At 40.0% G+C, this 15,660-nt stretch carries 15 protein-coding genes and 4 tRNA genes; 18 read left to right on the top strand and 1 reads right to left on the bottom strand.

What is annotated here, in order from left to right; genetic code table 11:
• Positions 1 to 68: 68 nt before the first annotated feature.
• Positions 69 to 1,091, bottom strand: coding sequence for a potassium channel family protein (locus TV75_RS18350; protein WP_044340257.1), 1,023 nt, complete (start codon positions 1,089 to 1,091; stop codon positions 69 to 71).
• A gap of 132 nt (positions 1,092 to 1,223) precedes the next feature.
• Between TV75_RS18350 and TV75_RS18345 the strand changes: the two genes are divergently transcribed.
• The 18 genes from TV75_RS18345 to rlmH all read left to right on the top strand — a co-directional run bounded on the left by TV75_RS18345 (position 1,224) and on the right by rlmH (position 15,618).
• Entirely contained in the window at positions 1,224 to 1,688 is a 465-nt protein-coding gene (locus TV75_RS18345) for a hypothetical protein (RefSeq protein ID WP_044340256.1), read from the top strand.
• Positions 1,685 to 1,993, top strand: coding sequence for a lipoprotein (locus tag TV75_RS18340; RefSeq protein WP_044340255.1), 309 nt, complete (start codon positions 1,685 to 1,687; stop codon positions 1,991 to 1,993). The genes TV75_RS18345 and TV75_RS18340 overlap by 4 nt, the downstream gene beginning before the upstream one ends.
• A gap of 2 nt (positions 1,994 to 1,995) precedes the next feature.
• Positions 1,996 to 3,237 carry a glutathionylspermidine synthase family protein gene (locus TV75_RS18335; protein WP_044340254.1) on the top strand — a complete coding sequence of 414 codons (1,242 nt, stop codon included), beginning with the start codon at positions 1,996 to 1,998 and terminating at the stop codon, positions 3,235 to 3,237.
• 15 nt (positions 3,238 to 3,252) lie between these two features.
• On the top strand, positions 3,253 to 3,666 hold the full coding sequence (locus tag TV75_RS18330; RefSeq protein ID WP_044340253.1) for a DUF350 domain-containing protein: 414 nt from the start codon (positions 3,253 to 3,255) through the stop codon (positions 3,664 to 3,666).
• 357 nt (positions 3,667 to 4,023) lie between these two features.
• Complete coding sequence (locus TV75_RS18325) at positions 4,024 to 4,995, top strand: nuclease-related domain-containing protein (RefSeq protein ID WP_044340252.1); 972 nt, start codon at positions 4,024 to 4,026, stop codon at positions 4,993 to 4,995.
• Between the two features lie 187 nt (positions 4,996 to 5,182).
• A tRNA-Lys gene (locus TV75_RS18320) sits at positions 5,183 to 5,258 on the top strand.
• A gap of 15 nt (positions 5,259 to 5,273) precedes the next feature.
• A tRNA-Glu gene (locus tag TV75_RS18315) sits at positions 5,274 to 5,345 on the top strand.
• 150 nt (positions 5,346 to 5,495) lie between these two features.
• A tRNA-Asp gene (locus tag TV75_RS18310) sits at positions 5,496 to 5,572 on the top strand.
• 29 nt (positions 5,573 to 5,601) lie between these two features.
• A tRNA-Phe gene (locus TV75_RS18305) sits at positions 5,602 to 5,674 on the top strand.
• Positions 5,675 to 6,026: 352 nt separating this feature from the next.
• Positions 6,027 to 7,514 (top strand): M23 family metallopeptidase, encoded by a 1,488-nt coding sequence (locus TV75_RS18300; protein ID WP_052504615.1) that lies wholly within the window; start codon positions 6,027 to 6,029, stop codon positions 7,512 to 7,514.
• A 216-nt stretch (positions 7,515 to 7,730) separates the two neighbouring features.
• Entirely contained in the window at positions 7,731 to 8,438 is a 708-nt protein-coding gene (gene yycF / locus TV75_RS18295; RefSeq protein ID WP_044340251.1) for a response regulator YycF, read from the top strand.
• Between the two features lie 6 nt (positions 8,439 to 8,444).
• Positions 8,445 to 10,268: a cell wall metabolism sensor histidine kinase WalK gene (gene walK, locus TV75_RS18290; RefSeq protein ID WP_044340250.1), complete on the top strand. Its 1,824-nt coding sequence runs from the start codon at positions 8,445 to 8,447 to the stop codon at positions 10,266 to 10,268.
• The gene (locus tag TV75_RS18285) at positions 10,265 to 11,620 is read left to right on the top strand and encodes a YycH family regulatory protein (protein WP_044340249.1); all 1,356 of its coding nucleotides are present in this window, start codon (positions 10,265 to 10,267) and stop codon (positions 11,618 to 11,620) included. Before walK ends, TV75_RS18285 begins: the two co-directional genes overlap by 4 nt.
• Positions 11,607 to 12,416: a two-component system regulatory protein YycI gene (locus TV75_RS18280; protein ID WP_044340248.1), complete on the top strand. Its 810-nt coding sequence runs from the start codon at positions 11,607 to 11,609 to the stop codon at positions 12,414 to 12,416. Before TV75_RS18285 ends, TV75_RS18280 begins: the two co-directional genes overlap by 14 nt.
• Positions 12,417 to 12,421: 5 nt before the next feature.
• Positions 12,422 to 13,216 carry an MBL fold metallo-hydrolase gene (locus tag TV75_RS18275; protein ID WP_044340247.1) on the top strand — a complete coding sequence of 265 codons (795 nt, stop codon included), beginning with the start codon at positions 12,422 to 12,424 and terminating at the stop codon, positions 13,214 to 13,216.
• Between the two features lie 307 nt (positions 13,217 to 13,523).
• Positions 13,524 to 14,765 (top strand): S1C family serine protease, encoded by a 1,242-nt coding sequence (locus TV75_RS18270; RefSeq protein WP_044340246.1) that lies wholly within the window; start codon positions 13,524 to 13,526, stop codon positions 14,763 to 14,765.
• A gap of 120 nt (positions 14,766 to 14,885) precedes the next feature.
• Complete coding sequence (locus TV75_RS21640; protein WP_082051348.1) at positions 14,886 to 15,044, top strand: CxxH/CxxC protein; 159 nt, start codon at positions 14,886 to 14,888, stop codon at positions 15,042 to 15,044.
• Between the two features lie 94 nt (positions 15,045 to 15,138).
• Entirely contained in the window at positions 15,139 to 15,618 is a 480-nt protein-coding gene (gene rlmH / locus TV75_RS18265) for a 23S rRNA (pseudouridine(1915)-N(3))-methyltransferase RlmH (RefSeq protein ID WP_044340245.1), read from the top strand.
• The last annotated feature ends 42 nt before the right edge of the window (positions 15,619 to 15,660 follow it).

Raw genomic sequence — 15,660 nt, 5'->3', positions numbered from 1 at the left:
AATTAAAACTCTTAGCGGCTCATGAGCTGCTAAGAGTTTTTTTGATGAAACAGTGCGTAAACGCCTTTTTATTGAGATAATTGTTCATACACTCTGTCATGACATACGACATAAAGAACGTCATCAGCATGCAGTTCCCGGTTCATGGCATCAGTGAAATCCATATTATCATTCACGGCGAGGAGAATAGCTCCCTTTTCCAGCAGCTCCTCAGAAGCCTGCTTGATGGTTTTCCAATTCTCTTTTACTCTGAATTCGTGAATATTATTGCCGTATCGTTTACTGAGCAATTGCCTGAATAAATTTGTCGTTCCTGGATGAAGTGTTGCTTTTGCCATCAATAGGGAAACAGAATCATTGGATAAAATAAAATCCTCAACGGCAATATGCTGGAATTTTGGAATATGACGATCTTCAGACACTTCCACGATCGTGTGGACTTCTTTCTGATGAGTCTTCGATAAACCTTCAACGGCAGACGCAATCAATAATGTTTTTCCATCGATAAGGGAAGGGTCTTCGATCTTTGAATCCGAGAAGATCGCCACTCGTTTCGCCTCGAAGATATTGGCTTTCAGTAATACACTTTCATCTGACGGGTCACCTTGAATAAAATGAACCTGCTCATGCTCCATTGGTGTAACGGGAAGCATATCAATAAGAACAATCTCCGCATCTGGCACATGTGCAAGGATTTCTTCAATGGCTCTCTCCGTCTTCTTCGACCAATTGATGTAGATATAATGATCTTCATATGTATACACTAACTTTCCCTCCCTTTTGAATTTCTGAAATGTGGTAATGGAATCAACGGTTTTACTGATCAACACCCCAATAATCCCGATCCCAAAGATAAACAGGAATATTCCCAACAATCGCCCTCCCACCGAAACGGGAAAATAATCTCCGTATCCGACAGTGGTCAAGGTCGTCATCGTCCACCAGAACCCATCAAAAAGCGTAGGAAATGTCTCAGGCTCCAAAAAATGGCTGCCAAAGGTTCCAAACAGGACAATAATCAGGGATAATAGAAGAATGAAACCAAAGTCCATCTTCGTAATCTGTTTCCAGATCCTTTGGAATATAATCATACATACCCTCCTTACAAAAAAATCATAGTTCAATAATACCAATGTATTCCTGGAAAATGAAACCTTTTCCTCATTGGTTCGTATATTTAAAAGAAATCATATCCTTCGGAAGCAGGGGGCTGGAGTTGAAAAATGAAACAACCGGTACTGGAATATCGTTTAAGAAAAGGGAATGACACATATGAAGCGATCTATCATTACCCTGATATTGAATTAGAACAAATCCTGGCAAGAAGAGAATGCGAGTTTTTTGTGAAAGAAGGAGTGACATATCGTCAGCTTTCTTCAGCTATTGAAGGGAATCGATTCATACTATATGTAGAAGTGTATGAAGAAGAACCCGTAAAAGATCCTTTGTTTCCACCTGAAGGATTAATACTGGAAATTCGCGAACTGAATCCACGAAGCAATCATCCCATTGTTAAAATAGAACACTATGATTATCATCTCGATATTCTAAGTGTCATCGGTTCTGTTTACTATTATATAGATGGAGTGGAGTGGGAACGGGATTCTGCTGAAATCGATGAGGATCGCTACGTGTATATATTATATGTAAAAACAACGGGCTATAAGCTAGAGGAGGAAAGACAATGAACAAAACAAAGAAAATGATGGCCGGGGTAGTCGCATCCGTCATGGCGATATCAGTAACCGGCTGTGGGAATCAGGATCTTCCACCAGAACCGACGGATGTTGACTGTGACGACTGGGATTGGGATGACGAAAGCGGCACGTATTATTGTGATGACGACCGTTCCCCTCACTTTGGCTATTTTTGGTTTGCTGGAAGAATGTTTAAAAATAAATCCAGTCTAAAAAATTACTCAGGCTATAAATCGTACTCTAAGAGCTACAAATCAGGGATCGGAAGCGGCTCTAAAGGCGGATTCGGAGGATAATCATGACAGCCTCTCACCGCGAAACAAGAAACTCTTTCTATCAGCGTATTCCGGAATTTTGGCATGATTTATATGACATGGAGTATTCGTTATTGGATATTAAAATAGAATCACGTGACACTGTTTTTGCGATTCAAGAAGCATCCAAACGAGTTTACTCCATTTATAGTAAAACATCGGATCTGCTTCGTGAGCTGGAGGATGAGACCCTTCTTGAGCTGGGTTTTCCAAATGAATCCCTGTCCTATATAAGGTTTAAATCCATTCCTCAAGAGTGCATTGTGGGCCGGTTTGACTTCGTTGCAAGCGGAGGAGAAATCAAGCTATTAGAGTTCAATAGCGACACCCCCACCTTCATCAAAGAGCTATATCATGTGAATGAAAAGGTTTGTCAGTATTTTGGATGTTCTAATCCCAATGAGGGATTCGAGGCAGTATTAGCACAAGAGCTGAAGCGCGCACTCTTATCTTCCTGGAAGTCATTGCAAAGGGAAGGCGAACCTAAGATCGTCTTCACTTCCCACCAGGATCACGAAGAGGACCATCTGACAACAAAGTATTTACAGAAGCTTTCAGGCGTACCGTCTGAATATGTGAGTCTGGATCTGCTGCAGATTCGAGAGGACGGTCTTTATACTCCTCAAGGGGATCGGATCGATGTATTGTACCGCCCGACGTATCCTATTGAACATCTCATTGATGATAAGGATCCACTTACAGAAGAATATGTAGGCTTGGATCTGATGAGAATGGTATTGGAAAAAAAGCTTGCCATCTTGAATCCTCCCTCCGCTTTTTTACTCCAGTCTAAAGGAGTTCAAGCACTTATATGGGGTCTTCATGAAGCATGTAGTTCCTTCTATACAGATGAGGAACATCAATGGATCGAACGATACTTTCTTCCAACCTACTTAGAATCTGATCACTTCGAGGAGAATGGCATCACCTATGTTCAAAAGCCTGCATTTGGCCGTGAAGGAGATACGGTCAAAATCATTGAAGCGACAGGTAAAATCCTTTTAGAAGATAAAAAAGAAACCTATAAGCAGACCCTTCCAGTATTCCAACAATTTATCCCTCTGCCTATTGCGGAGATTACGACGGATGAAGGAATAAAGGATGCAAGCATGATGGTCGGCAGTTTTATTATTAATGGTAAGGCCGGTGCTGTCGGAATACGAGCCGGTAACGCCATCACCGATAACGAATCATACTTTCTGCCTGTAGGATTACAGGAGAAATAAAAAGGAGAGAAACTCATGCAAATCTTAACAAGTGAAGCCCTACTAAGCTTTCTGGCCCACGTCGGAACCGGACTTGGACTGATGATCCTCGGAATCACCGTTTTCGCCTTTACCACCAAATTCTCAGAAGCTACCTTAATCAGGGAAGGAAACATTGCCGTTGCCCTCAAACTATGGGGAAAAGCCATCGGACTCGCCATTGTCATCTACACGGTCTGGGCAAACAGCTTTAATTTACTCGACGCCTTTATCTGGGGACTCATCGGAATCGCGACTCAAGTCATTGCCTATTGGATCATCGAGTACGTCCTGACACCTAAGACGAATTTAGCGAAGAAAGTGGAAGAAGGCAATATTGCCATCGGGTTCAGCCTATTCTCTGCTGCAATTGTAGTGGGATTGATTGTGGCTGCTAGTTTGACTTATTGAGAGTTGATTTGATATGGAGACCTGCTGTTGGAGCGCTGGGGTGGTGCTTTGGTGGCGGGTCTTTTTTTAAGTATTGTGGATGGTTTGCAAGGTGTGAGATGCCAGGCAGAATGTTCTTGGGAATTGAGGGAGAAATGAATGTCGATAATAAAAGTGCCAAAGTCGATAATATATCACTAAAGTCGATAATATATGGGCAGAAGTCGATAATATAATTGAAAAGTCGATAATATATAGATGAAAGTCGATAATATATTTTATCTACCTGGGAAAAGCTGTTGAAATTCAACTCTTAAGCAGGACTTTTAAAATAAAAGAAGAAGTAATTAGGGATAAATCTAAGATTGGAGTGATGAAATGAACGTTAACGAGCGAAAAGTTCCACTCAAACTGTTAAAACTAGAAGCAATATTAGGGCGTTTACAAAAAGACTATCCTAAAATCCCCTTTATTAAGGAAAACCTCGCAAAAATTCAAGCAGGCTATAATGGTGAAAAAGCGATTGACTACCAATTGGGTTACCTGCCTCCTAAAGACTACTTCATTTTCCATGATATCCGCCTTAAAGTGAATGGCCGTTTCTTCCAGATTGACACACTCATTTTGACCAATCGATATATATTAATATTGGAAGTGAAAAATATAGCCGGGGCAGTAAGGTTCGATACTATATTCAATCAATTCATTCAAACAAAAAACGGTATAGAAATTGCTTTACCTGATCCGGTTCTTCAGATAAACAGGCAACAATATCAATTTAAAGAATGGATCAAAAAGAATAACCTGCCTCTCATTCCCATATATGGGTTGGTAGTTATAAGTAATCCCCAAACGGTTATAAGTACAAATAATGAAGCGTTGAGCAAAAAGGTAATTCACGCAGCCTCACTCCCCAATAAAATCACTCAACTCCACAATCACTTCCATAATCAAATAATTTCAGATAAAGAACTTAGAAAAACTATCAGGTTAATTAATAAAGGAAATACCCCACTAAACACTTCTATACTAGATACCTATAAAATAAGTAAAAATGATATTTTACCCGGAGTCATTTGTAAAGAATGTGACCATCTCCCACTAATAAGAGAGTTTGGATATTGGAGCTGTCCAAATTGCAGGAAAAGGTCAAAGAATGGTCATATAGAAGCTTTAAAAGACTACTACTTATTATTGGGAAATGAGATAACAAGCTGCCAATTAAGAGAATTTCTATTAATATCTTCGCCTTCCCTCGCAACTAGATTAATAAAAACTGCAAATCCTCATATACAATCAATTGGTACTAACAAAGGAAGGGTCTATAAACTGAATTTTGATCTAAACTAAACGAATCAGGGGAAATGCGCTTGCCCACCAAAGCGCATTTCCCCCAAAATTATTCCCCAAGAAATAATTTTCGACAAAAAAAACAAAAAAACTGTTGCCCTCGACATTCACACTATGATAATATTAATTTCGTTGTCACGAAAGCGGCTTTGATCAAGCCTGCTAATCGTGTTTATATATATACTTAGAGCCATTAGCTCAGTTGGTAGAGCATCTGACTTTTAATCAGAGGGTCGAAGGTTCGAGTCCTTCATGGCTCACCATTTTTTTCTTTACATGGCCCATTGGTCAAGCGGTTAAGACACCGCCCTTTCACGGCGGTAACACGGGTTCGAATCCCGTATGGGTCATTATTATTTTTTTGAAGTGAGATTGATAGTTTAAGTGATGTAACTTCATTAAAATATTATGCTAGAAACTTATTTTGCTTTCGCAATTCAAGGAAAAATATTTTGCTAGCGCAAGGTAATGAAAGTTATTTTGCTTTCGCAAAAAACTCTGGTCCGGTAGTTCAGTTGGTTAGAATGCCTGCCTGTCACGCAGGAGGTCGCGGGTTCGAGTCCCGTCCGGACCGCCATTTACATATTTAGTTCTTTAAAAAGATATGGCTCAGTAGCTCAGTTGGTAGAGCAATGGACTGAAAATCCATGTGTCGGCGGTTCGATTCCGTCCTGAGCCATCTTACAAAAAGTACTGCGACGACTTTGACTCTCGTAGTACTTTTTTATTTGTCCTTGTAACACCAATGTAACAAAACACAATCGTTTTTCTCTAATTTCTACCATGATTGTTTCAACGACTAATCCATCTTTAGACCCACGAAATTCCCACTGTGACGCCAAAAAACAGTCAAAGCGCTTTCATTGCTCTCTCATTAATTATACAGTTTTATTACAATCCTGATTCCATGTCCCGGATTTCGTCGAATTATGGTAAATTAGTAAAGTACGAATTTTATAGAATTTTACTAAATTAGGCTTAATGAACTACCGTAACTGGGATTTTTGCTTTAGTTTATAGGAGGCAAGTCAATGAGTTTTGGAGAGAAATTATCACCAATTTTAGAAAAATATAAAAAACTTAATATTCGACATAGATCTAATCAATTTGTAAAAAGAGTAGGGATCACTACGCTCGCTCTTTCAACTTTGACATTTTCATCGGCGGCAGCGAATACAGGATCGGATGAAGATTTGCAAACGATCTATCATGTATACATGGGTAGTGAGTATGTAGGAGCTGTTACAAACCAGGAGGAAGTACAATCCGTCCTGGATGAGAAGCTGGCTGAAGCGAAGAAGGAGTACACTGATTATCAGGTGGATTTTAATGATGAAGTAACATACATACCTGAGAATGTGTTTACTGCTACGAAGACGAATAATCAAAAAGTAATTGAAAGCCTGAATAAATCAGTATCAGTCGAAGCTAATGCTTTTGCTTTAGTTGTTAATGATAAACCGATTGCTTATGTAAAAGACGAAAAGGCTGCTGAAGAAGCTTTAAAGTCTTTTAAGCTGAACTATGTTTCTGAAGAAGAGCTAGAGGAATTAGAAGCTAGGGAAAATGATTCCTCATCAGATCCTTTACCCGATTTAAAAGAAAATGAAACACGTTTATTAGAAGTTTCTTTTAAAGAAAAGGTAGAGATGAAGAAGACGCAAGTGGAGCCGGAAGAAATGATGTCTTCTGAAGAAGCTGCGGATCTTCTTAAGAAGGGTACCTTAGAAGAGAAGAAATATAAGGTTCAAGAAGGTGATGCTCTTGGTACGATTGCAGAAGAGCACCAGTTAACCACAGGTAAGTTGCTGGAATTAAACTCAGAGCTGAAAAAGGACGTTGCCCTTAAAGTCGGCTCCGAGTTAAATGTGACCGTTTATGAACCTCTTGTCCATGTACTTGTCAAGAAAGAGGCACACAAGATTGAAAAGATTGCCTATGAGAAAGAAGTGGTAGAAGACTCTTCTATGAATAAAGGCGATACGAAAGTGAAGCAGGAAGGTCAAGAAGGCGAGAAATCCGTTACGTTTGAAACGACAGAAGTGAACGGTTCTCACATCGATAAAAATGTAAAAGAAGAGAAGAAACTGAAAGATCCAGTGAAATATATTGTCATTAAAGGAACAAAAGCCACTCCATCAAGGGGATCGGGAGACTTTGCATGGCCGACAAATGGCGGCTACATTTCCTCTAAACAAGGACCAAGATGGGGGAAAATTCACAAAGGGATCGACATCGCGCGACCAAGCGATCCTACCATTAAATCTGTAGATAACGGAAGAGTCGTTTCTGCCGGTTGGGACGATGGCGGTTACGGAAATAAAGTTGTCATCGATCATGGAAATGGGTATAAAACCATTTATGCTCATCTGGACTCGATTTCTGTTTCAGCTGGTCAAACGGTAGAAAGAGGCCAGAAGATCGGTATCATGGGTACAACTGGTGAATCGACCGGTGTCCACCTGCATATCGAAGTTTACAAAAATGGATCTCTTATCAATCCATTGGATGTACTGTAATTGTATATAGGTAATCAAGCATGGGACTGACACAATCATTTTATTTGTCAGTCCCCTTTGTTATATTTAGATTGTAGTCAAAAAGAAATGAAATAAAGGTTATGATAGAGTTAAAGATGAATTAATATGGAGATAGTGATAAATTTAAAGGAAGAATCCAATAATAATCACAACTTTATATGATACATTACTTTTTTCTAAAGGAGATCAATTGACATGGAAAAGAAAATTTTAGTCGTTGACGATGAGAAACCGATTGCAGATATACTACAATTTAATTTGAAAAAAGAAGGCTATGAAGTGCACTGTGCGTACGATGGGGACGAAGCGGTAAAGATGGCGGAAGAAATTAAGCCGGATCTTGTCCTTCTTGATATTATGCTTCCAAATCGTGATGGAATGGAAGTGTGCCGTGAAATCAGGAAAAAGTATGAAATGCCCATCATCATGTTGACAGCGAAAGACTCGGAAATTGACAAGGTATTGGGATTAGAGCTTGGAGCCGATGATTATGTGACGAAACCGTTCAGTACCCGCGAGCTCATCGCCCGGGTAAAAGCGAATCTGCGCCGTCATCAGCAGGGTGCACAGCAAAATGTTGAAGATGAAAACAATGAAATTACCGTCGGCTCTTTAACCATTCATCCTGATGCGTATGTTGTATCTAAAAGAGGGGAAACGATTGAGCTGACACATCGTGAGTTTGAGCTTCTTCATTATTTAGCGAAGCATATTGGACAAGTGATGACCCGTGAACATTTACTTCAAACTGTTTGGGGGTATGATTACTACGGAGATGTACGTACAGTCGATGTTACCGTCAGACGTCTTCGCGAGAAAATTGAAGACAACCCAAGTCACCCTACCTGGATCGTAACACGTAGAGGAGTCGGGTATTACTTACGAAATCCTGAACAGGAGTAATCTGTAATGAAGAAAGTTGGTTTAACCCGTTCCATCCATCTGAAATTCGTTTTGATTTATGTTCTGCTCATACTTCTCGCCATGCAAATCATTGGTGTGTATTTCGTAAGGGCCCTTGAAGAAAAGCTTGTCGATAATTTCCAGACGTCTATTAAAAATAGAGTGGAATTATTAGAGTATACAATCCGTGAAGAAATAGTAAAGAAACGCGGTGAAGATGATCCCACACTCGAAGCGGATATCGCGAGAGTATTAGATGATAGCAAAACGTCGGATATTTCCGAAATTCGAGTGATTAATAATAGAAACAAAATTATTGGCACCTCAGATCCCAATAATCAGAGTTTAGTTGGTCAGGTCAGCGGAGAAAAAGAGGTTAAAAGAGCCCTCGCTGTAGGATTGGGTCATGAGGATATCTATCTTGATGATCAAACGAAAGATCGTATCTGGGTGTATGCGGCACCAATCACTTCAAATGAAGAAGTCATTGGTGCTATTTATCTTGTCGGTGAAATAGAATCGGTTTATGACCAAATGAGTGAAATAAACAAGATTTTTACGAATGGTACATTAATTGCTTTAGTCATAACAGCAGTATTGGGTGTGTTATTGGCACAAACCGTGACAAGACCGATCTCTGATATGAGAAAGCAAGCCCTTGCCATGGCAAAGGGTAACTTTTCAAGGAAAGTAAAGGTCTATGGATACGATGAAATAGGTCAGCTTGCGATCACATTCAATAACTTGACGAAACGTCTTCAGGAAGCCCAAGCAACGACGGAGGGTGAGCGAAGAAAGCTTTCTTCCGTACTCTCTTATATGACGGATGGTGTCATTGCAACAGATCGAAAAGGACGGGTCATTCTGATTAATGATCCTGCTGCGGATATGCTGAATGTTTCACGTGAAACAGTCGTTTCTCAACCCATTGTATCCTTATTGGGATTAGATGAGGAATACACGTTTGATGATCTATCCAATGAACAGGATTCGATCATTTTAGATTATAGTACGAAAGAAAAACCTTATATTCTAAGGGCGAATTTCTCTATCATTCAAAAAGAGACCGGGTTTGTGAACGGTCTTATTACGGTATTACATGATATTACGGAGCAGGAGAAAATTGATATAGAGAGACGGGAATTTGTTGCAAATGTATCCCACGAACTTCGTACGCCGCTCACAACGATGCGGAGCTACTTAGAGGCATTGGCTGAAGGGGCATGGCAAGACGAAAACATCGCACCTCAATTCCTTGATGTCACTCAAAATGAGACGGAGAGAATGATCCGTTTAGTCAACGATCTTCTTCAATTATCAAAAATGGATAGTAAGGACTATCGTTTTAATAAAGATTGGGTTGATTTCATCCTCTTTTTCCATAAAATCATTGATCGATTTGAAATGACCAAGAATGTGAATGTGACCTTCAACCGCTACTTACCAGACAAAGCCATGTTTGTGGAAGTGGACCAGGATAAAATCACACAGGTTTTGGATAACATCATTTCGAACGCTTTGAAATATTCACCTGAGGGTGGAACCATTACATTTAAGGTGCAAGAAAAGGACGGATACATTGAAATCAGTGTATCTGACCAAGGATTGGGGATCCCAAAAGAAAATCTTGAGAAGATATTTGAGCGATTCTACCGTGTCGATAAAGCCAGGACAAGACAAATGGGTGGTACAGGACTTGGCCTTGCCATAGCAAAAGAGATGATTTCAGCACATGGTGGCGACGTATGGGCGACGAGTACGGAAGGAAAAGGAACCACCATCACATTCACTCTCCCATATGATTCCACTCAAGAGGATGATTGGTCATGAACTATGAAAAAATCAAATCGATAATTCTGACGTTGCTCGTATGCATCAGTATATTCCTTACCTTCAATCTTTGGACGTATCAACCAGGGTACGATACGATTAATAGCGATGAAGCGTATGATGTGTCTGTTGGAGACAAGATACCTGAGAATGAGCTTAACAGCGTTTTAATTAAACCATTTAAACTCTTCTATCATACAGGAAATCGGACAGTCGGTACTTCAAATGAAACCGAAATCGATAATGTTATTGAACAATTAAGGGGCTGGACTCTATTCGATCTGAAAGATCTTTCAAGAGAGTATAATATGACAGAGATTAAATCTGTTATACACGGTGAGAAAAAGGTCGAAATTGTTTTCCCGGACAATGTTCCACTCTCAATTTATAGTCAAATGTTAAAATTAGAAGAGAAAAACACCCTGAACGGTTCATTTAACCGAATTATTATCGATCTAAATAATAACGGTTCAGATACAGGTTCCGTCTATTTTGTTTTATATGAATCAGGAGAAAAGAAATTTTATGAAAGCCGGGTAGACCGTGCCAGTTTAGAAGCTTTCGAAGAGCGCTTTGTACAAAAAGCCGTTTATAATTTTGATGAATATATAGAACAGCCATTAAATAATAAAAAAACGATTTTTCTGCCCAAAAATCCTGAGGACTATATCAGCTATAGATATTATTCGGACCTTGATTCCCCCGAAGAATATGTGCAAGCATTGTTTAGTGATCCAAATAGTGTAGATAAGGGATTTACCGAGCAAGGGGAAAAATTCACAAATGTGTATAGTTTATTGAAAACGAATAAAGAACATAATACTTTGTCATATGTAAATCCATCCGAAGAAAAAAATGGAGGGTCATCTGCCACGGAGCTGCTTCAAAAAAGTATGGAGTTTGTGAATGACCATGGGGGCTGGACCGATGACTATCAATTTTTCTCGATGAGTCCACTTGAGAATAAAATCGTATACCGGCTGTTTGTGCATAATTATCCTGTTTTTAATGAAAATGGGATGGCTGAAATTTCTCAAATCATGGGTCAGGAGTCGATTAACGAGTACAATCGTCCATACTTTAAATTAGATTATGTTCTGGGGATTGAAGATGGTGTAAATGAAGTTAGATTGCCGGCAGGATCCACTGTTTTATATCTTTTGGCAAAGGAAGATACGATCAATCTTGAGTACGTAGAAGATGTCATTGTCGGATATAAGATGACAAGAGATTCGAATGAATCAAACAGAAAATTCCTTGTATTTGAACCTTCCTGGTATTATAAATACGATGGTAATTGGTTACGCCTACCTTTGGAAGAACAGGAGGGGCTTGGAATTGGACTGGAGTAAAACGAAAAGCATTTTTATTATAGTCTTTCTGATCTTAGACATCTTTTTAATGTCGCTGTTCATTAACAAAGTTTCTGAGAGCAATCCGGAAACGTTGAGCCAAGTATCCTTTGAAGAACAATTAAAGACTGATAAAATTGATTACCCAAAAAATCTATCAAAGGATCCCATAAAAGAAGCCTATATTAGTGCAAAAACAAAAACGTTTTCTGAGAAGGAAATCGAAAAGTTAAAAAATCAAGATGTCAGTGTCGTCACGGATAATACTATTCATTCAACCTTAGAAGAACCATTCCCCATAAGTGAAAAGTTTTCACCTGATGAATTAAACGATTTTATGAAAAATCAGGTCGTTAACGGTGAAAAATACAGCTTCTGGAAATATAATAAAGATGAACAAACGATCATTTACTATCAGATGTATAAAGAAAGACAAATTTTTAACAACTCAAATGGGAAAGTGATTCTTAGTCTAAATAAAGAGAATGAGATCGTCTCTTACAAACAAACAATGCTTGAAAATTTAGAAGAATTAAGCGGGGAAAAGAAAAGCCTGCTTACTTCTCTCCAAGCTCTTCAGGTTTTGTGGACCAACCACAAGATAAGCACGGGCAGTACGATCAAAACACCCGAACTGGGATACTACACCTTTTTATCACGTGAAAAATCCCAGGTCCTGGCACCAACCTGGCATTTTGTCATTGAATCAGGTGACAAAAAAGAAGACCTATTTATTAATGCTGTTGAAGGACAGATTTTTGAAGTCACCAAACCAGAAAAAGAAACATTGGAGTGAGAGATATGACCATGCATTTTAGTGTGCTTGCCAGTGGCAGTACAGGAAATGCGATATTCGTGGAGACGGAAGGGCATTCCTTCCTTGTGGATGCAGGTTTGAGCGGTAAGCAGATGGAAGGATTGTTCAGTCAGATAGACCGGAAGATAGAAGATTTATCGGGTATCCTTGTGACTCATGAGCATAGTGATCATATTAAGGGGATCGGCGTGTTAGCAAGAAAGTACAAGCTCCCGGTCTATGCCAACGATAAAACCTGGAATGCCATGGACGGATTGGTAGGGAAGATAGATACAGAACAGAAGTTTTCGTTTGATATGGAAACAGCCAAACACTTTGGAGGATTGAGCATTGAGTCCTTTGGTGTTTCACATGATGCGGCAGAGCCGATGTTCTATATATTCCACCAGGGAGAGAAAAAGCTTGTCCTAGTTACCGACACGGGATATGTAAGTGATCGTATGAAAGGGATCATTTCCAATGCCGATGCCTATGTATTTGAGAGTAATCATGATGTAGGGATGCTTCGAATGTGCCGGTATCCATGGAATATAAAGCGTCGGATCCTGAGTGATTATGGCCATGTATCCAATGAGGATGCTGCCATTGCCATGAGTGAAGTGATGGGTGATAGAACCAAAGGGATTTATTTAGCCCATCTCAGCCTCGATAATAATATGAAAGACCTGGCAAGGATGAGTGTCACCCAGACACTCGAGTCAAAAGGAATAGTAGTGGGAGAACAAATTGATTTATTTGATACGGATCCTAAAGTACCAACACCTTTAGTTGCGATTTAAACCGATTCAAATGTTTACGATTTTTCTTTTGAAGGTATGAAAAAGGTGAGGGCTGCTGTCTTCACCTTTTTTGTATAGCTCTTTTTACAAAAAGGTTGTTTATTTTTGACCTCAGGTCTGCCAAGTACCATGTAAAGAGTGCCTATAAAGCACATCGACCACTACTCGCTTCGCAACACTATTACATAAACCATTACATTTTAAATTCCTTACCCTTTTTTCATTATTTTTTCATTTAACCTGACTATAATCATGCTTGTAAAGATAAAATAACAAAAGGAATGGAACGTAGAAAGGATGAACTTATATGGGATACTATGATTCGGATCATAATTCTGAAAGCCGGAGCAGGCAAAAGGGCAATCGCGGAGGAATGTTCCTCGCTGGTTTATTGGGAGTGGTACTTGGGGCTATCCTGGTCATTGTGGCGATTCCTCAGTTAACGAACTTTGACATCTTACCCTATTCAATTCAACCCGACGAAGACCTGAAAGAAACGGACGAAGCTTATCATAATGGAGCCACCCAAAATGTTTCCGTCGATGTCACAACGGATGTGACGAAAGCTGTAGAGAAAGCTGGAGATTCTGTTGTAGGAATCACCAATATCCAATCTCAAAGCTTCTGGGGACAGGGTGAAGGACAAACCCAGGATCAGCAGGCAGGTACAGGATCCGGGGTAATATATAAAAAAGAAGGAAATAAGGTATATATCGTTACCAATAATCACGTGGTAGAAGGCGCAGATCAACTTGAGGTGACTCTTGCAGACGGGACCAAGGTACCGGCTCAAATGCGTGGTGCAGATATTTGGACAGACCTGGCTGTAATCGAAATGGATGGAAGTAAAATCAAGAAAGATGACATTGCTGAGTTTGGTAATTCAGATAAGCTAAAAGCGGGTGAGCCTGTCATTGCGATAGGTAACCCACTTGGACTGCAATTTTCAGGTTCTGTTACTCAGGGGGTTGTCTCGGGTGTTGAGAGAACGATCCCGGTCGATATTAACCAGGATGGAATGGAAGATTGGAATGCAGAAGTTCTCCAGACCGATGCAGCCATCAACCCGGGGAACAGTGGTGGAGCCCTCATTAATATTTCCGGACAGCTGATCGGAATCAACTCCATGAAAATCGCTCAGAGTGCAGTAGAGGGAATCGGACTTGCCATCCCGATCAACTATGCTCAGCCGATCATTGAAGACCTTGAACAGTACGGTGAAGTCAAACGTCCCGCAATGGGTGTGACACTGGAGGACGTGAATAAAATTTCTGCCTATCACCAGCAGGAAACATTGAAGCTTCCGAAAGAAATCAATTATGGGGTCATGATCAGACAAACCGTTCCCAATTCTCCAGCGGCACAGGCGGGCTTACAAGAGCTGGATGTGATTACGGAGCTTGACGGAGAGAAAATCGAAAATGTCATTGAGTTAAGAAAGCATCTTTATAACAAAAAAGATGTTAACGATCAGATGAAAGTCACGCTCTATCGAAACGGTGAAAAGAAAGAAGTAACCATGAAACTTACCGATGAATCCAGATTATAGAATGTGGACTAGCGAAAAGCAGGAAGGCCAAGCGCCCTTTCCTGCTTTTTCTTTACATGATATGATGATTGTGGATAAGTTTAGAGACTATATTTTGAATTAAGTATAGGAGGAAAAAACATGATTTACTGCTGCTTAGAGCATGTAGAATTAGCTATGGATATTGTCGTGGATGAGCATGAGGTAGCGCCACAGCTGACGGAGCTATCTGAAGATGAGAAGTTATCCACAACCTGTGAATATTGTGGGAATAACGCAATATATATAGTGGCGAACTAATATTCCCCTACGATATGTGGATTGATATTGTGGATATGTGGATAAAGCTTGTGGATAACGTGTTTGTAAATTGTTTGTAAAGTGAGTGTGGATAGTGAATATCACCATTGTAACGGTTGGTAAATTAAAAGAGAAATATTTAAAGCAAGGAATCGGCGAATATGTTAAGCGCTTAGGTGCTTATGCAAAGATTGAAATCGTGGAGCTTGCCGACGAAAAAGCCCCTGAAGTATTGAGTGAATCTGAAATGGAGCAAGTGAAGAATAAAGAAGGTGAACGGATCTTAGCTAAGATCTCCTCTGATCATCACGTCATTGCCCTGGCCATCCAAGGGAAAAGGCGTTCATCGGAAGAACTTGCCGATAATCTGGACAAGCTTGCTACGTACGGGAAAAGCAAAGTGGCATTTGTCATTGGTGGATCACTTGGATTGAGTGATGATGTCATCAAGAGATCCAATGAAACACTATCGTTTTCTAAGATGACTTTCCCCCATCAATTGATGCGATTGATTCTGGTGGAGCAGATTTATCGGGCGTTTCGGATTAATCGGGGCGAACCGTATCACAAGTAACATCGCAGACTAGCAACACGGAGCAAACTCTTGACCCTTTCT

The organism is Rossellomorea aquimaris (genome assembly GCF_000935355.1).
Classification (GTDB): Bacteria; Bacillota; Bacilli; order Bacillales; family Bacillaceae_B; genus Rossellomorea; species Rossellomorea aquimaris_B.
The sequence above is the reverse complement of the archived record's forward strand: the minus strand, read 5'-3'. Positions and strand labels throughout refer to the sequence as shown.